At 60.3% G+C, this 18,992-nt stretch carries 29 protein-coding genes; 3 read left to right on the top strand and 26 right to left on the bottom strand.

All coding sequences use genetic code 11. The features are described 5' to 3' along the window. Positions 1-127: 127 nt before the first annotated feature. The 3 genes from T281_RS01085 to T281_RS18060 all read left to right on the top strand — a co-directional run bounded on the left by T281_RS01085 (position 128) and on the right by T281_RS18060 (position 3,312). A complete protein-coding gene (locus T281_RS01085) occupies positions 128-1,987 on the top strand; it encodes an MFS transporter (protein WP_052036886.1) in 1,860 nt (619 codons plus the stop codon). A gap of 181 nt (positions 1,988-2,168) precedes the next feature. Next, positions 2,169-2,840: a DUF5343 domain-containing protein gene (locus T281_RS18580; protein WP_155954968.1), complete on the top strand. Its 672-nt coding sequence runs from the start codon at positions 2,169-2,171 to the stop codon at positions 2,838-2,840. Next, a complete protein-coding gene (locus tag T281_RS18060; RefSeq protein WP_081796511.1) occupies positions 2,833-3,312 on the top strand; it encodes a TIGR02391 family protein in 480 nt (159 codons plus the stop codon). Before T281_RS18580 ends, T281_RS18060 begins: the two co-directional genes overlap by 8 nt. Here T281_RS18060 and frdD read toward each other — a convergent pair. The 26 genes from frdD to rpsS form a co-directional block, all read right to left on the bottom strand. Then, positions 3,300-3,683 carry a fumarate reductase subunit FrdD gene (frdD, locus tag T281_RS01080; protein ID WP_037232845.1) on the bottom strand — a complete coding sequence of 128 codons (384 nt, stop codon included), beginning with the start codon at positions 3,681-3,683 and terminating at the stop codon, positions 3,300-3,302. The two genes, T281_RS18060 and frdD, sit on opposite strands and share 13 nt — an antisense overlap. Beyond that, complete coding sequence (locus tag T281_RS01075) at positions 3,683-4,081, bottom strand: fumarate reductase subunit C (protein WP_037232788.1); 399 nt, start codon at positions 4,079-4,081, stop codon at positions 3,683-3,685. The genes frdD and T281_RS01075 overlap by 1 nt, the downstream gene beginning before the upstream one ends. Then, positions 4,078-4,833: a succinate dehydrogenase/fumarate reductase iron-sulfur subunit gene (locus tag T281_RS01070; protein WP_037232842.1), complete on the bottom strand. Its 756-nt coding sequence runs from the start codon at positions 4,831-4,833 to the stop codon at positions 4,078-4,080. Before T281_RS01070 ends, T281_RS01075 begins: the two co-directional genes overlap by 4 nt. After that, entirely contained in the window at positions 4,826-6,610 is a 1,785-nt protein-coding gene (frdA, locus tag T281_RS01065; protein WP_037232784.1) for a fumarate reductase (quinol) flavoprotein subunit, read from the bottom strand. Before frdA ends, T281_RS01070 begins: the two co-directional genes overlap by 8 nt. 664 nt (positions 6,611-7,274) lie before the next feature. Beyond that, on the bottom strand, positions 7,275-7,700 hold the full coding sequence (rplQ, locus tag T281_RS01060; protein WP_037232781.1) for a 50S ribosomal protein L17: 426 nt from the start codon (positions 7,698-7,700) through the stop codon (positions 7,275-7,277). Between the two features lie 57 nt (positions 7,701-7,757). Next, entirely contained in the window at positions 7,758-8,798 is a 1,041-nt protein-coding gene (locus T281_RS01055) for a DNA-directed RNA polymerase subunit alpha (RefSeq protein ID WP_155954966.1), read from the bottom strand. 134 nt (positions 8,799-8,932) lie between these two features. Next, positions 8,933-9,322, bottom strand: coding sequence for a 30S ribosomal protein S11 (gene rpsK, locus T281_RS01050; RefSeq protein WP_013420576.1), 390 nt, complete (start codon positions 9,320-9,322; stop codon positions 8,933-8,935). A gap of 91 nt (positions 9,323-9,413) precedes the next feature. Next, on the bottom strand, positions 9,414-9,782 hold the full coding sequence (gene rpsM / locus T281_RS01045) for a 30S ribosomal protein S13 (protein WP_037232779.1): 369 nt from the start codon (positions 9,780-9,782) through the stop codon (positions 9,414-9,416). A gap of 205 nt (positions 9,783-9,987) precedes the next feature. After that, entirely contained in the window at positions 9,988-10,644 is a 657-nt protein-coding gene (locus T281_RS01040) for an adenylate kinase (protein WP_037232777.1), read from the bottom strand. Next, complete coding sequence (secY, locus tag T281_RS01035; RefSeq protein WP_037232774.1) at positions 10,641-11,963, bottom strand: preprotein translocase subunit SecY; 1,323 nt, start codon at positions 11,961-11,963, stop codon at positions 10,641-10,643. Before secY ends, T281_RS01040 begins: the two co-directional genes overlap by 4 nt. 138 nt (positions 11,964-12,101) lie before the next feature. After that, positions 12,102-12,653, bottom strand: coding sequence for a 50S ribosomal protein L15 (gene rplO, locus T281_RS01030; protein ID WP_037232771.1), 552 nt, complete (start codon positions 12,651-12,653; stop codon positions 12,102-12,104). Between the two features lie 33 nt (positions 12,654-12,686). After that, a complete protein-coding gene (gene rpmD / locus T281_RS01025) occupies positions 12,687-12,908 on the bottom strand; it encodes a 50S ribosomal protein L30 (protein ID WP_013420571.1) in 222 nt (73 codons plus the stop codon). Between the two features lie 11 nt (positions 12,909-12,919). Beyond that, positions 12,920-13,501 carry a 30S ribosomal protein S5 gene (gene rpsE / locus T281_RS01020; protein ID WP_013420570.1) on the bottom strand — a complete coding sequence of 194 codons (582 nt, stop codon included), beginning with the start codon at positions 13,499-13,501 and terminating at the stop codon, positions 12,920-12,922. A 45-nt stretch (positions 13,502-13,546) separates the two neighbouring features. Then, a complete protein-coding gene (gene rplR / locus T281_RS01015) occupies positions 13,547-13,909 on the bottom strand; it encodes a 50S ribosomal protein L18 (protein WP_013420569.1) in 363 nt (120 codons plus the stop codon). A gap of 9 nt (positions 13,910-13,918) precedes the next feature. Further along, entirely contained in the window at positions 13,919-14,452 is a 534-nt protein-coding gene (gene rplF, locus T281_RS01010) for a 50S ribosomal protein L6 (RefSeq protein WP_013420568.1), read from the bottom strand. A gap of 101 nt (positions 14,453-14,553) precedes the next feature. Beyond that, positions 14,554-14,952 (bottom strand): 30S ribosomal protein S8, encoded by a 399-nt coding sequence (gene rpsH, locus T281_RS01005; protein WP_013420567.1) that lies wholly within the window; start codon positions 14,950-14,952, stop codon positions 14,554-14,556. A gap of 13 nt (positions 14,953-14,965) precedes the next feature. Beyond that, positions 14,966-15,271 carry a 30S ribosomal protein S14 gene (gene rpsN / locus T281_RS01000; protein WP_037232768.1) on the bottom strand — a complete coding sequence of 102 codons (306 nt, stop codon included), beginning with the start codon at positions 15,269-15,271 and terminating at the stop codon, positions 14,966-14,968. A gap of 17 nt (positions 15,272-15,288) precedes the next feature. Continuing rightward, entirely contained in the window at positions 15,289-15,861 is a 573-nt protein-coding gene (rplE, locus tag T281_RS00995; protein ID WP_013420565.1) for a 50S ribosomal protein L5, read from the bottom strand. Further along, a complete protein-coding gene (rplX, locus tag T281_RS00990; protein ID WP_013420564.1) occupies positions 15,854-16,180 on the bottom strand; it encodes a 50S ribosomal protein L24 in 327 nt (108 codons plus the stop codon). The genes rplE and rplX overlap by 8 nt, the downstream gene beginning before the upstream one ends. After that, positions 16,180-16,548 (bottom strand): 50S ribosomal protein L14, encoded by a 369-nt coding sequence (gene rplN, locus T281_RS00985; RefSeq protein WP_037232763.1) that lies wholly within the window; start codon positions 16,546-16,548, stop codon positions 16,180-16,182. The genes rplX and rplN overlap by 1 nt, the downstream gene beginning before the upstream one ends. Positions 16,549-16,597: 49 nt before the next feature. Beyond that, positions 16,598-16,852: a 30S ribosomal protein S17 gene (gene rpsQ, locus T281_RS00980; RefSeq protein WP_037232760.1), complete on the bottom strand. Its 255-nt coding sequence runs from the start codon at positions 16,850-16,852 to the stop codon at positions 16,598-16,600. An 11-nt stretch (positions 16,853-16,863) separates the two neighbouring features. Next, complete coding sequence (gene rpmC, locus T281_RS00975) at positions 16,864-17,067, bottom strand: 50S ribosomal protein L29 (protein WP_013420561.1); 204 nt, start codon at positions 17,065-17,067, stop codon at positions 16,864-16,866. A gap of 7 nt (positions 17,068-17,074) precedes the next feature. Continuing rightward, the gene (gene rplP, locus T281_RS00970) at positions 17,075-17,506 is read right to left on the bottom strand and encodes a 50S ribosomal protein L16 (protein WP_013420560.1); all 432 of its coding nucleotides are present in this window, start codon (positions 17,504-17,506) and stop codon (positions 17,075-17,077) included. 59 nt (positions 17,507-17,565) lie between these two features. Then, entirely contained in the window at positions 17,566-18,330 is a 765-nt protein-coding gene (gene rpsC / locus T281_RS00965; protein ID WP_037232759.1) for a 30S ribosomal protein S3, read from the bottom strand. Further along, on the bottom strand, positions 18,330-18,710 hold the full coding sequence (gene rplV / locus T281_RS00960; protein WP_013420558.1) for a 50S ribosomal protein L22: 381 nt from the start codon (positions 18,708-18,710) through the stop codon (positions 18,330-18,332). The genes rpsC and rplV overlap by 1 nt, the downstream gene beginning before the upstream one ends. A 2-nt stretch (positions 18,711-18,712) precedes the next feature. Next, the gene (gene rpsS, locus T281_RS00955; protein WP_013420557.1) at positions 18,713-18,991 is read right to left on the bottom strand and encodes a 30S ribosomal protein S19; all 279 of its coding nucleotides are present in this window, start codon (positions 18,989-18,991) and stop codon (positions 18,713-18,715) included. Between the last annotated feature and the right edge of the window lies 1 nt (position 18,992).

Here is an 18,992-nt window from a genome sequence, read left to right as displayed (position 1 = left end):
CGCCAGCAGCCGCAAGCGTCCGCCTTCACCAAACGTTCACTCACACAAAGTCCGCGTTCGATTTAAATTGTTTGACGTACTCCTCATATAAGATCGGCGCGTTGCTCAGGTTCTGGCGGGGAAATCGATGGCGCTTCCGGCTCAGCGTGACGGCTCCTATTCATCCCTGATGATCCTGCTCCTCGCGGGGCTTTCGATCCTTGCCTGGATTTCCACCTATTCCGGCATGCTCTATCTGATCGAGGCAGGGTCGGGCGACATCGGGCTCGGCGCGAAGATCGCCATCGCATTCGCGGTCCTCATGCTACAGGGCATGATCATCTATATCCTCGACGCGCTCTTTTCCGGCCAGCTCCGCTTTTCGCTCTACCCGCTCTACATCCTCGGCTATGTCGTCTTGTTCCTGATATCGGTGGCCTTCGCCTTCGGTTTTTATTGGCGCTTCCTCGAAGCGGGCGCGCAGACGGCGCAGGCGGCTGGTTCTTCGGTCTATCAGGTGCAGCGGTCGCTTCAGAACGGCCAGAGCCGCCTCGAACTGCTGCAAACGGCGCTGTCCACGCTCGCGACCGTGTCCTCGCAGAAGGCGCAGATCGAGCGGACGGCGGGCGGCACATGCCCGGCAAGCCGCGCGGGCGACGGTCCACGCCGCCGCTTGCGCGAGAGCGATGCGCAGCGCTTCCAGTTCGCGAACGATCTGATCGCGTCGCGCACCGGCGCCGTGAAAACTGACATCGCCGATCTCAACACCGATCTTCAGCGCATCCTGAAGAAAGATCCGGCGACCATCGATCCCCAAACCGGCACGCGCACCGCTTTTATCGAGGGCCTCGACCGCAAGCTCGGCCTCGTGACCGAACGCTTCAACGCGCTCAAGACCGATCCGCAGTTCCGGCAGCTTCGCGATGAGCTTCAGGCGCGCGGCAGGCAAACATCATTCCCGGATGAGCGCGGCGGCATCTTCCCTTGCCCGGACGGCCAGCTTCAGACCGCGCTTAACGGCGTCGTGCGCTCTATCGACGAGCTTCCGCAACTGCAAAAGCCGGAGCTTCGCTCGGTGGAGGGCTCCGAAGCCGTGACCGAAGCGTTTCGCAGGCTGTCGAACACCGCCACGGGGCTCATCTTCCATGGCAAGGCACCGCCCTCGCCGGAGCGCATCCGAGCCGAACAGGCCGCCAACCCATCGGCAACCGTCACTCAGGACGAGGCTGGCCTCAGCGACCGCGATTACATCCCGCTTCTGATCGCGATCTTCGTGGACGTGTGCATCCTGCTCGTTTCGATCAATCGACCGTTCGGCCCATTCTTCAACCTCGGTCAGGATCTGGCGCGGGCGCAGGCGCGGGGGCCGATGCGCGGCGTCCTCAACACGTTTTATCGCGTGTTTCAGGATCAGTTCGACGCGCAGACGCCGCCGGTGCCCGCCGATCTGATCGCGCCGCTTCAGGATGTCGTCTTCGATCATGGTGGCCAATATTACGCGGCCGTGCCGCTCGATTTCCGCGAGGAAAACTACGACCTGTGGGCACGCGCGCGAACCAACGCCCCAAGTTACGAATCATCGCGCGCGCTCGAACGCTCGCGCTATCTCGCGGCCGTCTTTGCGATCCTCGAAGGCGAAAGGCTGGTGCGCCTGCTGGGTGTCGAGCGGCGCAGCCGTTTCCGCCGCGATGAGGTGGATGGGCTCGATGAGGAGGCGGTGCGCCGGAAGCTCGACCGGCAGGGCAGCATGTATGCGCAGGCCGACGCCTTCCGCATTTACCGCTTCCGTCCCGGTAAATGGGCGGAACTGCTGATCCAGACTGTTGGCAGCGTATCAGCGCGAGCAGAGGAACGACGCGGCCTTCCGCTTTCGCTTCGGCGCCTGCCTTCCGAAGTCGCATCCGGCGCCGAGCAGAAGGCGCTTCCCGAGAACAACGAACCCTCAGCCCTGCCCGGCAGCGACGTAGAGCCGCCCCGCCGTCTTCCCGATCGTTCGCGAGTCGAGTAGCGGCGGAGCGCGATGCGCCCGTTTGGGTGCGATCGGGCGCATAGCAGCTCTGATCGAATCTTGAGCAGTCCGCCAGCGGACCAGTCGCCGCATGCAAGCTTGCCCTATCCATTATCCACTTGCCGGTGCTCGCACATATAGGCAGGCTATGCAAAATTCTAGCAATTTGATTCGAGATCAGATGGCCCAATATCCATACATCGCTACAGCGATAGCGCTTCGCAATGCAGTTGAGCGCTTTAAGGCAAAAGTCCCTTCCGATATAGACAGCGCCACTCTTCAAAAAATGGGGCTGGCAGCAGGCTATGAGAGTTTCCTAATAAATATATTCAAATTTCTAAATTTAGTTGACGAGAAAGGAAAGGCGACCCCGGAAGCCTTAACCCTTTTTTCACTACACAGCGATCCCGAGTTTAAGGAAAATTTTTCAAAGACCATTAAAAATGCCTACAAGGATCTATTCGATCTAAATGGCGAAGCAACCTGGGGCCTTAGTAATTCATCCCTCATAACTTTCTTTAGAAAGGCAGACCAATCGAGTGATATTACAGGGCAAAGACAGGCAAAAACATTTGAAACACTCGCATCCATTGCCGGAAAACGAGACTCTGTCGACCCGACATCTTACCAAAAGAGCATTAGGAATAATGGAAACACTGGGAATAAAAATAATATAAAACGGCGAGTTCGACCTAACATTAGTGTTTCAGAAGCCGATAAGGCTGAGCGACAAACTCACGCTACTGAGGTCGGCTTAACGGTGAGAATAGAAATAAATCTTCCTAGCGATGGAAACAAGGAAACATACGATACCATATTCAAAAGCATCAGGGAAAATCTATTAAATGGGTAGGCTGAGCTATTTTGAAAAGATAACTCGCCGCGCCCATCTTTTTAGCGAAGCAATGCCAGCAAACGAGAAGCTTGCACATCCGTTCTCAATTAGGAATATTCATCCGAAACTACCTCGTAAAGTTCTCTCGCTGTTCGACGACGGTCATTACTCCGAAGCAACATTTGAGGCGGCAAAATTTCTTGATAAAATAGTACAAAAAATTTCTGGCGACGATCAATCCGGTTACAAGTTAATGTTGACCGCCTTTGGTGGAGATCGCCCCAAGATAACCCTCACAAGAAATAATACGTTATCGGACAAGGATGAACAAGCCGGCTACCGGTTCATATTTACCGGTCTTATGCAAGCGATCCGAAATCCAAAGGGCCATGAAATAGATATAAAGGATGACCTTGATACTTGCCTTGATCACCTTTCATTCATTTCTCTACTTATACGGCGACTAGAAAAAGCGGGTTACATAGTTTGATTAAACCCGATGGCCAGAAGAAGCCCCGCCGTCGCAACCGTCACCACAGCGGCAACGCCATAGGTCAGAAGCCGCCGCCCCGTATCGCTGAACACATGCATGTCCTTCAGCGTGAGGTAAAATCGCTCGGCCGCGTGCCAGAAGAACAGCGAGATCACCGCCCAGATTACGGCCTTGCCGAGCCCGTTTTGCGTGAACGCAAGCGCGTTTTCGTAACTCAGCGCGTCGGCGGAAATGCCGATGCCTTGCGGCGCAAGGAAACCGGTCACGAGGATCAGCCCGACGCCGAACAGCGCCGACAGCGTGCCGCCCGCGCCGAACAGAAGCCAGAAAACCGGCGCGTTGCTGCGCTTTTCGGGAGCGTGCGGCATCAGAACGGCCTCCACAGAACGAATGCGACGAGCGCCGACGAACAGATCACGGCGACCGATGTGCCCACCAGCGTGATGGTCCGTTGCGGAACCGGCGTGCCTCCAAGAATGAGCTTCGGCATCGTCTTCGGCAGGATCTGGAACCACGTGCGGACGTGCCAGAGCATGGCGATCAGCAGTGCGCCATGCAGCACCAGTGAGGCGGGCGAAGCGAGCCAGCCGCGCCAGGCGTCCCAAGCTTCCGGGCCGCGCAACAGCGCAACGAGACCGGACAACAGAACGGCGGCGTATATCGCGATGGTCACGCCCGAAAGCTCGCGGATGGTGTAATGCCGGAAGGGCCGGTGCGCCCACCAGTCGCGGGGCATGGGGCGCACATAAGGGCGACGTTCGCTCATTTCGCGTCCCTCTTCTTCAGGAAGCGCAGGAAATAGTCGAGCGCTGTGTTCATCTTGTTCTGGTTGACAGCGTGCATCGGGTCTACGGCCTTCGGGCAAACATCGCTGCATGCGCCGACCGCCGTGCAACCCCACACGCCGTCCTCGCCATGCACCGCGTCGATGCGCAGCGCGCTGCCGCCGTCGCGCGAGTCGCCATCGTAGCGCTGGAGGATCGCCATCGCCGCCGGGCCAATGAACTTCGGGTTCTCGCCATATTGCGGGCAGGCGGCGTAGCACAGCATGCAGTTGATGCAGGCGCTAAAGTTTTCATAGGCGGCCAACTGCGCGGGCGTCTGATTATATGGCCCCTCCGAAACCGGCTTCGGATGCTTGGGGATGAGCCAGGGCGTGACGCTCTCGATCTTCTTCACGAAGTCGTCCACCGTCACCACGAGATCGCGTTCGATGGGGAAATGGTTCAGCGGCTCGACCGTGACGGGCCCCGGCGCGAGATCGCGTAGCAGCGTATGGCAGGCCAGTTTCGGCTCGGCATTTATCATCATGCCGCAGCTTCCGCAGATCGCCATGCGGCACGACCAGCGATAGGTCAGGCTGCCATCAACGGTGTCCTTGATCCACTGAAGTCCCTGCAACACCGACATGTCGCTCGTATACGGCACGGTGAAGCTCTGATGGTGCGGCTTCTCGTCCGCCTCCGGATTGTAGCGCAACACGCGCAATTCGATGGTCTTATCCGCGCGCTCAGTCATGCTTGTGCTTCGCTTCTTCGAGTTTGACGCCTGCTTCGCCATAAGCGCGCTGGCCGGGCGTGGATTTGGTGATGGTCACGGGCGCATAGGTGATTTCAGGCGCCGCGCCGTCGCGATAATGCGCGAGGCTGTGCGCGAGGTAACGCTCGTCGTCGCGGTTTTCGTAGCCGTCGAGCCGCTGATGCGCGCCGCGAGACTCCTTGCGGTCCAGCGCCGAGTACGCAATGGCCTCCGCCACGTCGAGCTGAAAGCCCAGTTCGATGGCTGTGGTCCAGTCGGTGTTCCACACGCGGTTGTGGTCGTCGAGCGTGACATCCGCATAACGCTTCTTGAGGTCGGCGAGCGTATCGCAGGTTTGCTGCGTCTCGTCGCCGAGCCGGTAGATGCCGCAACCGCGTTCCATCGCGGCGGTCATCTCATCGCGCAACGCCGTGTGCCGTTCGCCCTTGCCCTGCCGGTTCAGAAGCGCCAGCGCCCGGCTTTCCGCCGCACGCGCCTGATCGAGAAGACGGCCGGTGTCGCCATTCGACGAGCCCTGCGCGAACGCCGCCGCCTGCTCGCCCGCCACGCGCCCGAAGACCGAAAGCTCCGCGAGCGAGTTCGAGCCGAGCCGGTTCGCGCCGTGAATGCCGACGCTGGAGCATTCGCCCGCAGCATAGAGGCCGGGCAGCGGCGCGGCAGTGCGGCCGTCCACCAGAATGCCGCCCATCGTGTAGTGCACGGCCGGGCGCACCGGGATCGGCTGTTCGGCCGCATCGACGCCCATGTAATCCTTCGCGAGATCGTAGATTTGCGGCAGGCGTTCGATGATCTTGTCGCGGCCGAGATGCGTGAGATCGAGCAGCACTGCGGCGCCGTGCGGCGTCTCGACGGTGCGCCCTTTGCGCTCCTCATGCCAGAACGCCTGGCTGAGCCGGTCGCGCGGGCCAAGCTCCATGAACTTGTTGCGCGGCTCGGGCAGCGCGGGGCCGAGGCCGTAATCCTGCAAATAGCGGTAGCCGTCCTTGTTGCGCAGAAATCCGCCTTCACCGCGCGCGCCCTCAGTGAAGAGCACGCCGCTGCCCGGCATACAGGTCGGGTGATACTGCATGAATTCCAAGTCGCGCAGGGGCACGCCGTGACGGAAGGCCAGCGCCATGCCGTCGCCGGTGACTATGCCGCCGTTGGTATTCTGCGGGTAGACGCGGCCCGCGCCGCCCGTCGCGATGATGACGGCCCGAGCGGTGACGGCAGTGAATTCGCCGGTCGAGAGGCTGAGCAGCACCGCGCCTTGCGCGCGGCCATCGTCCACAAGGAGGTCGGTACAGAAGAACTCATCCAGCCGCTTTATCGACGGGTACTTCATGGCTGTCTGGAACAGCGTATGCAGAATATGGAAACCGGTGCGATCCGCAGCGAACCACGTGCGCGCGATTTTCATGCCGCCGAACCGACGCACGGCGATGTCGCCATCCGGCTTGCGGCTCCACGGGCAGCCCCAGTGTTCGAGCTGGATCATTTCCGGCGTGCAGTGCTCGACGAAAAACTCCACCACATCCTGTTCGCAGAGCCAATCGCCACCCGAAACGGTGTCGTCGAAATGCGCCTGAAGGCTGTCGGTGTCCTTCAACACGCCAGCCGAGCCGCCTTCTGCCGCGACCGTGTGGCTTCGCATCGGGTAGACCTTCGACACCAGCGCGATCGACAAGCCGGGTGCGGCTTCGGCGGCCGCGATCGCGGCGCGCAGACCCGCTCCGCCCGCACCAAGGATCAGAATATCGGCTTCGATGTGCTCCACTCGGAGTTCTCCCTCCTGCGCGGGGTACTTTCGGTCCGCGTTCGCTTCAAATGATAATGATTGGCGGCTTGATCAGCCTGGCAAATAGAACTCGATTTGACGCGGAAAGTGATCGGCAACTGAAACTTACAGCGTCATGCCTCAGCACAACGCTATGGAGCCGCTCACCGCGCCAATGGTCGCGGCCAAGATAACCGATCCGTGATGAAAGGTCGTCGGTTCTGTGTCCCCAAATTGTATTGATCCACGGCATCCACACGCCGGTCGGCTCGCCCGCGCCGAAGATCTCGAACGCGCGTTCTTATGTCTTGCCCTTGTGAACTCCGCCGCGCGCGCTCCAGACCCCGTTCCCGATCAAATTGCATCGCATTCGATCAGTATAACGGCTCTTCTTCAAGTTCTGCACGCGGTTCGCGAAAGAGGACGCCGGTTCGCGAATAAGATCACGCTCAGACAGAAGCCTGAGGACGCCTTTGATGGCAAGCGCCCCCCTCACTCAGCTTCGAGACGCGCTTGCACGCTCGCGGCTGGACAGTTCGCGTGATTTGTTGGGTTGCAAAGAAAAGGGCCGCGCCTGACGGCGCAGCCCGAAATCCGTTTCGTCGAGGCAACCCGCCGCGCGGTTGTAATGCACGGGTGCCTTTTCGCGCGAACGCTGGCCCGCTTACGCGGCTTCAGCCTCGTCGTCCTCAACGTCTTGAACGGGACCGGAGTCGAGCCCCTTTGCGCTGACGTCGCGATCGACAAGTTCGATCACCGCGAGCGGCGCGTTGTCGCCATAACGGAAGCCCGCCTTGAGAACGCGCGTATAGCCGCCCGGACGGTCCGCATAGCGCGGCGCGAGCGTGGCGAACAGCTTTGCCAACTGGGTCTCGTCGCGAAGACGGGACGCCGCGACGCGACGCGCATGAAGATCGCCGCGCTTCGCAAGCGTGATCAGCGCTTCGACGACGCCGCGCAGATCCTTCGCCTTCGGCAGGGTGGTCACGATCTGCTCATGCTTGATGAGAGCAGCCGCCATATTGGCGAACATGGCCTGACGGTGGCTCGCCGTACGATTAAATTTACGACCGGATCTACGGTGACGCATTGTCTCGTCCTCAAAACTTCGCCGCGCCGGACTGCGCCCCGCGGTCTGATTGGTCTGTTAGTAATGGTCCTCGAAGCGCTTCGCCAGTTCTTCGATGTTCTCCGGCGGCCAGTTCGGGACTTCCATGCCGAGATGCAGCCCCATGCCGGCCAGCACCTCTTTGATTTCGTTCAGAGACTTACGCCCGAAATTCGGCGTGCGCAACATCTCCGCTTCGGTCTTCTGGATCAGATCGCCGATGTAGACGATATTGTCGTTCTTCAGGCAGTTCGCCGAACGCACCGAAAGCTCGAGTTCGTCCACCTTCTTCAGCAACGCCGCGTTGAACTCGAGTTGCGGGATGCGCTCCTCGGCAACTTCCTTGCGCGGCTCTTCGAAGTTCACAAAGATCGACAGCTGATCCTGAATGATGCGAGCTGCGAGCGCCACCGCGTCTTCCGGTGACACCGCGCCGTTCGTCTCGACATCGAGCGTCAGCTTGTCGTAATCGAGGATCTGCCCTTCGCGCGTGTTCGCGATGCGGTACGAGACCTTCTTGACCGGGCTGTAAAGGCTATCTACGGGGATGAGGCCGATTGGCGCGTCATCCGGGCGATTGCGCTCGGCGGGCACATACCCCTTGCCGATGGCCGCTGTCAGCTCCATACGGACGGTCGCGCCTTCGTCGAGCGTGCATAGGATATGGTCGGGATTGAGGATTTCAACGTCCGGACCGGCCTCAATGTCGCGCGCGCGGGCGACGCCGGGGCCTTCCTTGCGCAGAACCATGCGCTTCACGCCCTCGGAATGGATGCGGAGGGCAACTTCCTTGACGTTCAGCACGATGTCAGTGACGTCTTCACGAACGCCCGGGATGGACGAGAACTCGTGCAGCACGCCGTCGATATGAATAGTCGTGACCGCGCCGCCTTGAAGAGACGAAAGCAGCACGCGGCGCAGCGCGTTGCCGAGCGTAAGCCCGAAACCGCGCTCAAGCGGCTCCGCGACAATTGAAGCCACGTATTTCGGATTCGCCCCGGGGACCACATTGATCTTGCCCGGCTTGATGAGATCCTGCCAATTCTTGTTAAGCACGTTTCTTTCCTTATACGGCGGCATCGAACGCGAGGTTCCTCGCGCTCGTTAATTCATACGAAGCTTGCCCCAGCCTCGATTTGCGCCGCTCGTCAAAACGTCGGCGCGTCGGGAATGCAAAAAGTCGTCGCTCCGCCGGGATGGCTAGGCATCGCCACTTAAACGCGACGGCGCTTGCGCGGGCGGCAGCCATTGTGCGGGATTGGGGTCACGTCGCGGATCGACGTTACCTGAAAACCGCAAGCCTGAAGCGCACGCAAAGCCGACTCACGTCCCGAACCCGGGCCGCTCACCTCGATCTCGATCGTGCGCATGCCATGCTCCTGCGCCTTGCGGCCAGCGTCTTCGGCGGCGACCTGCGCTGCATAGGGCGTCGACTTACGCGAACCCTTGAAGCCCATAGCGCCGGAAGACGACCATGAAATCGCATTGCCCTGCGCGTCGGTGATCGTGATCATCGTGTTGTTGAAGCTCGCATTCACGTGCGCAACGCCCGATGCAATATTTTTCTTCTCGCGGCGTTTGACGCGCGCTTTTTCCTTCGCCATCGTCCCAGTCCCAAAAAATCGAAGCTACAACGCGATCTTCAAATCCGACGTGATGCCGGAAGAAGACCGCGCCACCTTCAAAAGCCAGCCCTTACTTCTTTTTACCGGCGATAGGCTTGGCCGGACCTTTCCGTGTGCGCGCGTTCGTGTGCGTCCGCTGGCCGCGCACAGGCAGCCCACGGCGATGCCGAAGGCCACGATAGCAGCCCAAATCCATCAGCCGCTTGATGTTCATCGCAACTTCGCGACGAAGATCGCCCTCGACAACATAGTCGCGGTCGATAACTTCGCGGATTTGCAGGATCTCTGCGTCGCTCAGCTCATTGACCCGGCGTTCCACCGGGATGCTGACCTTGTCACAGATTTCCTTCGCGAATTTCGCGCCGATGCCATGGATGTAGCGAAGGCCGATTTCAACGCGCTTATTGGAAGGGATGTTCACACCCGCGATACGTGCCACGTGGTCCTCGTCGTGTTGCTAAGTTCGAGCGGGTGTCCGCTCATACTATAAATAAGACAACGGCTCCTGCGAGGCGAATACCCCCAGGCAACCGCAGATCATGAGCCAAGGGCGCCAATATAGTCACCCTTTGCCAATAAGTCCAGCCGCGAATGCGCAAGAAAGTCTGCGAACGATCTTGCGCCTCGAACGATGCACGGGAGCCTCAGCCCGCCGCGCCCAGGATGTCGTTCATCTGACGCGTTACCGTTTCAATGGGCGCGTCGCCATTAACCGTCTTCAGCTTGCCCTGCGCCTTGTAGAAGTCCACCAGCGGCTTCGTCTGCGTGTGGTAGACCTCAAGGCGCTCCTTCACCGTTTCCGGCTTGTCGTCCGAGCGCCGCTTGAACGCTGTGCCGCCGCAACGGTCGCAGGTGTTCTCAGCCTTCGGAAGGCGGAAGAAGTCGTTGTAAACCTCACCGCAGCTCCCGCACGTAAAGCGACCCGCGATCCGCTTGACGAGAAGATCGTCCGGCACATCCACAAGGATCACCGCTCCGATGTTCTTGCCGTGCTTCGTGAGAAACACGTCGAGTTCCTCGGCCTGCTGATTCGTCCGCGGAAACCCGTCGAGAATGAATCCCGGCTTGTCTGCGGGGAAGTTTTCCAGCGTCTCGAAGACAACTCCCATGACGACCTCGTCCGGGACTAGCTGGCCGCTTTCCATATAGGATTTCGCCAACTTGCCGACCTCGGTGCCGTTCGTAACAGCCGCTCGCAGCATGTCTCCCGACGAAAGCTGCTTGAGGCCGAAATTGTCTTCGAGATATTTCGACTGCGTGCCCTTGCCGGAGCCGGGAGGCCCAAGCAGAATAATGTTCATCGACGTTTCGCTCCCCTAAGCTTCGCCTTCTTGATGAGGCCCTCATACTGGTGTGCCAGAAGATGGCTCTGCACCTGGGCGACCGTATCCATCGTAACACTGACCACGATCAGAAGCGAAGTGCCGCCAAAGTAGAACGGCGCCTGCATCTGGTAAGACAGGACTTCAGGCAGGATACACACCGCCGAGACATAAGCCGCGCCGACGAGCGTGATGCGGGTCATCACATACTCGATGTATTCCGCCGTCCGCTGCCCTGGTCGAATGCCGGGGATGAACCCGCCATACTTCTTGAGGTTCTCGGCCGTGTCCTTCGGGCTGATCACGATAGGCGTATAGAAGAAGCAGAAGAAAACGATCAGAGCGATATAGAACAGGATATGGAGCGGCTGCCCCGGCCCGAACAACGTCAGCACCTGATTCAGCGTCTCGGACGACTTACCGACGATCTGCTCGATGGTGGCGGGCAGGTAGAGAAGCGTCGAGGCGAAGATCGGCGGGATAACGCCCGAGGCATTCAGCTTCAGCGGAAGATGCGAGCTGTCGCCCTGGAACATACGGTTGCCGACCTGGCGCTTCGGATACTGGATCGTCAGCCTGCGCTGCGCACGCTCGAAGAAGACAACAACCGTAACCACCGCGACCATCATCACGAACAGCCCGAGGATGACGGCGGGAGAAAGCACGCCGCTACGGCCCTGTTCGAGGATGCGATACAGCGCGGTCGGCATTTCCGCCACGATACCCGCGAAGATGATGAGCGATGCGCCGTTGCCGATGCCGCGCGCCGTGATCTGTTCGCCAAGCCACACCAGGAACATCGTGCCGCCCACGAGCGAAACGACCGTCGTGAGTTGGAAGAACCAGCCGGGTTCCAGCGCAGAGCTATTCAGCCCCTGCGCGGTCAGCGTCGCCTGTACCGTCGCGATCACCACAGTGAGGTATCGCGTGTACTGGTTGATCTGCTTGCGGCCCGACTCACCTTCTTTTTTCAGCGTTTCAAGCGTCGGAATAACCGACGTCAGCAACTGAATGATGATCGACGCCGTGATGTACGGCATGATGTTCAGGAGGAAGATCGCCGAACGGGAGAGAGCACCACCCGAGAACACGTTCAGCATCCCGAACACGGTGTTCGGGGCGCTTTCGAACAGCTTCGCAAGCAGCGCGGTGTCGATCCCGGGCAGCGGTATGAATGTGCCAAGCCGATAGATCAGCAAGGCGCCGAGCGTGAACAAGAGCCGCTGCTTGAGCTCGCCGGCTTTTGCAAACGTCGAAAATTTTAGGTTAGCGGCGAGTTGTTCCGCTGCGGAAACCATGACTGCGACTCCGGTTGCGGCGCTTGGGGCGCGGGTGCGCCCGGAGCGTCTGCGCGAGTTTAGCTCGTTAATTCGTCACTGTTATAGCTCACAGAGCCGTGCGAACGATCCGGTGTCGTGGAACGTAGCGCGGCCAAATCAGTCTGCCTTGGGGGCGCGGGCTTCGCGCTTTACCTGCGCCGCCCGGCGGCGTACCGCGCGCTTGCCGTCACCGGCGAGACGGTCCTCGCGCGGCATCGTTATCTCCACCGATCCGCCCGCAGCTTCGACCGCCTTGACCGCAGCCTCGGAAGCTTTCGCGACCTTGAAGGCCAGCTTCGACTTCACTTCACCGCGAGCGAGAAGCCGCACGCCGTCGCGCTCGCGCCGGACCGCGCCGCTCTCGACGAGAGCCTCGGCGTCGATCACCTTGGAGGCGTCCAGCTTGCCAGCGTCGATGGCTTCCTGAACCCTGTCGAGGTTGATGTGCGCGAACTCCAAGCGGAATATATTGTTGAAGCCCCGCTTCGGCAGACGCATGTGGATGGGCATCTGCCCACCTTCGAAGCCCTTGATGGCCACGCCCGAGCGAGCCTTCTGGCCCTTGACGCCGCGACCGCCCGTCTTGCCCTTGCCGGAGCCGATGCCGCGTCCGACGCGGATGCGATCCTTCGTGGCACCGGGATTATCTCTCAACTCGTTCAGCTTCATTATTCCGTCTCCGGGCGGCGCGTGGCGCTTCCCTTATCGCTTTTTTGCGTCCACCGGCACACCGTTTTCTTCAACGATGCGCACGAGATGCGAAACCTTGTTGATCATGCCGCGGATGGCCGGATTATCGACCACGACCTTGCGGCGGTGCATCTTGTTCAGGCCAAGCCCGATCAGCGTCTCACGCTGGTCGAACGGCCTGCGGATCGGGCTGCCGATCTGCTCGATGGTGAGCGTCTTCTTCGCTTCCGCCATGATCGCCTCCCTTACGCCTCAGCTTGAGCGGAGACTTGGCCTTCCGCGCCATCACGACGACGGGTGACGATCTCGCTCACCTTCTTGCCGCGACGCGCCGCGACTCCGCGCGGGCTGTCCTCATGCTTCAGCGCGTCGAACGTCGCGCGAACCATGTTGTAAGGGTTCGACGTTCCGATCGACTTCGCCACGACATCCTGAACGCCCAGCGTCTCGAAGACGGCGCGCATCGGGCCGCCCGCGATGATACCGGTGCCGGGAGGCGCTGCGCGAAGGAACACCTTGCCCGCACCGTGATGGCCGTGCACGTCATGATGTAACGTACGGCCTTCACGCAGCGGAACGCGGATAAGATTGCGCTTCGCGGAGTCGGTCGCCTTCTTGATGGCGTCCGGCACTTCACGCGCCTTGCCGTGGCCAAAGCCGACGCGACCCTTCTGGTCACCTACGACGACGAGAGCCGCAAAACCGAAGCGACGACCGCCCTTCACCACTTTAGCGACGCGGTTGATATGAACGAGCTTGTCCACGAATTCGCTGTCGCGATCGTCGCGGTCCCGTTCTCTGCCTCTATCACGTGGATCACGAGCCACGAGCGTACCCTTTCATTTGTCTCAGGCCAAAGCCCGAGGCGTATATTAGAAGTTCAACCCAGCTTCGCGAGCGGCGTCTGCGAGCGCCTTAACGCGGCCGTGATACATGTAGCCACCGCGATCGAAGACGACATCCTTGATGCCGGCCTTGATCGCGCGTTCTGCGAGAAGCTTGCCAACCGCCGCAGCTGCGGCGACGTCGGTGCCCTTCGACAGGTTGCTCTTGAAATCGGCGTCGAGGCTCGAAGCCGAAGCGAGCGTGTATCCCTTCGTGTCGTCGATAATCTGAGCGTAGATATTCTTCGACGAACGGAACACGGACAGGCGAGGACGGTCGCCCTGCGCCCGGCGCAGGCTGCGACGAACGCGAGCCTTGCGGCGATCGTAACTGGAGAGCGGAGAGGCCATCGTTCGTCCCTACTTCTTCTTGCCTTCTTTGCGCTGAATGTACTCGCCCTGATAGCGAACGCCCTTGCCCTTGTAAGGCTCGGGACCGCGGAAACCGCGAATTTCAGCCGCTACCTGGCCGACCTTATCCTTCTCGATGCCGGAGATCGTAATCTCGGTCGGCTTCGGGACGACAACGTTGATGCCCTCCGGAATGGCATACAGCACGTCGTGGCTATAGCCAAGCTGGAGCTTCAGCGCCTTGCCGTCCATCGCCGCGCGATAACCGACGCCGGTGATTTCGAGCGTGCGGCTGAAACCATTCGTCGTGCCGACCACGAGGTTTTCCACCAGGGAGCGCGACATGCCCCACATCGAGCGGGCGCGCTTGGAGTCGGTTCTGGGCTTGACGGAAATAGCACCGTCTTCCAGCTTCACCTCGACGTCGTCGACGAGCGTGAGCGAAAGCTGACCTTTCGGCCCCTTCACCGTCACTGTCTGTCCTTCAACCGTCGCCGTCACGTTCTTCGGGACGGGGACCGGCTTCTTGCCAATTCGGGACATCGTCCAAAACCTTCTTCTTCTTCCTGCTGCTCCGGCCAAGACCACCTATCAGCGTCTCGCCGGCCGTTCAGAAACTTACGCTGTCGTGCTCCAGCCTTGGCTTAGAACACGCTGCACAAAATCTCGCCGCCGACATTCTCGGCCCGGGCCCGCGTGTCCGACATCACGCCCTTCGGCGTGGAGAGGATCGCGACGCCAAGACCATTCGCGATGGTCGGCAGATCTTGCACGCTCGAATAGACGCGGCGACCGGGGGTCGAAACGCGCTTGATATCACGAATGACGGGAGCGCCATCATAATATTTCAGCTCGATCTCGAATTCGGTCTTGCCGCCGCCATACTCGATTTCAGCATAGCCGCGGATATAGCCTTCTTCCCGGAGAACGTCGAGGACGCGTGCGCGCAGCTTCGACGCAGGGGTCGAGACCTTGGGCCTGCTACGCATCTGCGCATTGCGAATCCGCGTCAGCATATCGCCCAGTGGATCGGAAACCGTCATTGTTCTGTGATCCCTACCAGCTCGACTTCACCAAACCGGGGATAAGTCCCTGATTACCCAATTCGCGCAGCGAAATACGCGACATCTTCAGCTTGCGGTAGAACCCGCGCGGACGTCCCGTTACTTCGCAGCGATTACGGATGCGCGTTGGCGAGCCATTCCGGGGAAGCTGCGCGAGCTTGAGGCGCGCGGCAAAGCGCTCCTCCATCGGCAAATCCTTGTCGGTCGCGATCGCTTTCAGCTCCGAGCGCTTTTCCGCATCACGCGCAGCTATGCGCCGACGCTTGTTGTTGCGCTCGATCATGCCTGTCTTAGCCATAATGCTCCTCCCTCGCCCTACTGCCGGAAGGGGAAGTTGAATTGTTTCAGAAGTGCGCGAGCCTCGTCGTCCGTCTCGGCCGTGGTGCACACGATGATGTCCATGCCCCAGATCTGCTCGACCTTGTCGTAGTCGATTTCCGGGAAAATGATGTGCTCCTTGACGCCCAGCGCGTAGTTGCCACGCCCGTCGAAGCTCTTTGCGTTCAGACCACGAAAGTCCTTGACGCGCGGCAGGGCAATCGTGACGAGCCTGTCAAGAAACTCGTACATGCGCGCCTTGCGAAGCGTGACCTTGCAGCCGATCGCCATGTTTTCGCGCAGCTTGAAGCCCGCGATGGACTTGCGAGACTTGGTCATGACCGGCTTCTGGCCAGCGATGAGCGTCATGTCGCGCGTCGCCTGCTCGACCTTCTTGCGGTCGGCCGTCGCTTCGCCGATGCCCATATTGAGCACGACCTTCGTGATCTCGGGAACCCGCATGGGATTCGAGTACTTGAATTCTTCCATCAGGGCCGGACGCGCGACCTCGATGTAGCGTGTCTTGAGCCGGGGCACGTACCCGTTCGTGGCTTCCGCTTGCTTAGTCATCGATCGTCTCGCCCGAGCGCTTGGCAACCCGCACCTTGCGCCCGTCATCCAGGATTTTAAAACCGACGCGCGTAGCCGACCCGTCCTTCGGATCTTCCAGCGCGATATTCGAAATGTGAATCGGCGCTTCCTTGGCGACGATGCCGCCTTCCTGCGCAGCCGACTGCTTCTGGTGACGCTGGACGACGTTCACGCCCTGCACCACTGCGCGATTTTCGGTCGGGAACACCTTCACGACTTCGCCGTGCTTGCCCTTGTCGCGCCCAGTCAGGACGACGACCTTGTCGCCTTTTTTTATTTTCAGCTTAGGCTGCGTCATTACAGCACCTCAGGCGCAAGCGAGATGATTTTCATATGCTGCTTGGCGCGGAGTTCGCGCGGCACCGGTCCGAAAATGCGCGTACCGATCGGCTCGCGCTGGTTGTTGATGAGCACGGCGGCGTTCGAGTCGAAGCGGATCACGCTGCCATCGGGACGGCGCACCGGAAACGATGTGCGCACGATCACCGCCTTCATCACCTGGCCCTTTTTGACGCGGCCCTTCGGGATGGCTTCCTTCACGCTGACGACGATGACGTCGCCAATCGTGGCGGTCCGACGCATCGAGCCGCCGAGCACCTTGATGCACATGACCCGGCGCGCGCCGCTGTTGTCGGCGACATCCAGATTAGTTTGCATCTGTATCATTGCAGTTCACCTTTCAGACGAGGAAGCTCTTGGGCCGCCCCGCGTTCAATCACTCAGACGATGGTCCGGATGTCGCCGGATCAAGGACGACCCACCGCTTGTTTTTCGAAATCGGAGCACTTTCCTGAATGCGAACCAAGTCGCCCTCATGGAAGGTGTTGTTCTCGTCGTGCGCATGATACTTCTTCGTCAGGCGCACCGTCTTCTTCAGAACCGGGTGCGTCAGACGGCGTTCGACCTGCACGACAACGGTCTTGTCGTTCTTGTCCGAGACTACCACACCCTGCAAAACGCGCTTCGGCATTTTCTTCTTCCTTAACTTTGCGCTTCGGCGACGCGCTTCTCGCGCTCGACCGTCTTGATACGCGCAATGGTGCGCCGGACGTCTCTGACGCGCGCCGTGTTGTTCAACTGCGACGACGCCTTCTGAAAGCGAAGGTTGAACTGCTCGCGCTTCAGCTTGATAAGTTCGTCCTCAAGCTGATCCAGCGTGAATTTGCGAATGTCTTCGAGTTTCATGGCCGCCTTATTCCTTCACAGCCGCGATTTCGCCGAGACGCACAACCACGCGGGTGCGGATCGGCAGCTTCGCCGCGCCGAGACGCAGAGCCTCGCGAGCGGTTTCCTCGCCGACACCATCGATCTCGAACATGATCTTGCCCGGCTTGACGCGCGCCGCCCAGAATTCCGGCGAGCCCTTGCCCTTACCCATACGGACTTCAGTCGGCTTCTTTGAAACCGGCAGGTCCGGGAATATGCGGATCCAGACGCGGCCCGCGCGCTTCATCTGGCGGGTGATCGCGCGGCGAGCCGCCTCGATCTGCCGCGCCGTCACGCGTTCCGGTTCCAGAGCCTTCAGGCCATAACTGCCAAAGTTAAGCGAAGTGCCGCCTTTGGCATTGCCATTCATCCGGCCTTTAAAGGCCTTCCTGAACTTTGTTTTCTTCGGTTGCAGCATCGCTCACACCATGATCCAAAGCCGCGCCAAACAAGGCTGCGGGTCTTAAGCCTTTTCGTTTAGCGGTCGCGATCGCGTCCGCCGCGATCTCGATCACCACGATCACGACGCGGGCCGCGTCCTTCTGGACGACCACCGCCCGGACCACCGCTCTCCTGGCTTTCCAGAGACCGACGCTCCTGAGCCATCGGATCGTGCTCAAGGATTTCGCCCTTGAAGATCCAGACTTTCACGCCGATCACGCCATAAGCGGTCTCAGCTACGGCCGTTCCGTAGTCGATGTCCGCGCGCAGCGTATGAAGCGGCACGCGGCCATCGAGATACCATTCCATGCGCGCGATTTCTGCGCCGCCGAGACGGCCCGCAACGTAAATGCGCACGCCCTGAGCGCCGAGACGAAGCGCCGACTGCGTCGCGCGCTTCATGGCGCGGCGAAACGCAACGCGGCGTTCGAGCTGCTGGGCGATGCCTTCAGCGGCGAGCGTCGCGTCAAGCTCGGGCTTCCGAACTTCGACGATATTGAGATACACCTCAGACGTGGTGAACTTCGCAAGCTGGCCGCGAAGCTTCTCGATATCCGCACCCTTCTTGCCGATCAGAATGCCCGGGCGAGCCGTGTGCACCGTCACGCGGCACTTGCGGTGCGGGCGCTCGATGACGACCTTTGAGATGCCCGCCTGACGGCGCTGCTTCATAATGAACTCGCGGATGCGGAAGTCTTCGTGCAGAAGCTTGCCGTATTCGCCCTTGTCCGCGTACCAGCGACTGTCCCAGGTGCGGTTAATGCCGAGCCGCAGCCCGATCGGGTTGACTTTCTGACCCATTAGGCCTGCTCCTGAACTTCTCTCACAACCACGGTGAGTTGCGAAAACGGCTTCTCGATGCGCCCCATGCGACCGCGGGCGCGAGCATGAAAGCGCTTCAGCACGAGGTTCTTGCCCACATAGGCTTCGGCGACGATGAGCTGATCGACGTCGAGATTGTGGTTGTTCTCGGCATTCGCGATGGCCGATTGAAGCGTCTTCTTCACGTCCTGCGCGATGCGCTTGCGAGAGAAGGTGAGGTCTGCGAGAGCCTTGTCCACCTTCTTACCGCGAATGAGCTGGGCGACGAGGTTCAGCTTCTGCGGGCTCACACGAAGCGAGCGCGCCACAGCCTGAGCCTCGTTGTCCTTGATCCGCCGCTCTGTTTTCGGTTTCGACATGGCTACCTCTTCTTCGCCTTCTTATCGGCGGAGTGGCCGTAATAAGTGCGCGTGGGCGAGAACTCGCCGAACTTGTGGCCCACCATATCCTCGGAGACAAGCACCGGGATATGCTTCTGGCCATTGTGAACGGCGAAGGTCAAGCCGACGAACTGCGGCAGGATCGTCGAACGCCGACTCCAGATCTTGATCGGCGCGTTGGATTTCTTATCGCGGGCGGAATCCGCCTTGGCGATCACGTAGCCGTCGACAAACGGCCCTTTCCAGACTGAGCGTGTCATC

The organism is Rhodomicrobium udaipurense JA643, assembly GCF_000636015.1.
Classification (GTDB): Bacteria; Pseudomonadota; Alphaproteobacteria; order Rhizobiales; family Rhodomicrobiaceae; genus Rhodomicrobium; species Rhodomicrobium udaipurense.
Note: the sequence above shows the minus strand (reverse complement) of the source record. Positions and strands in the feature narration are given on the sequence as shown.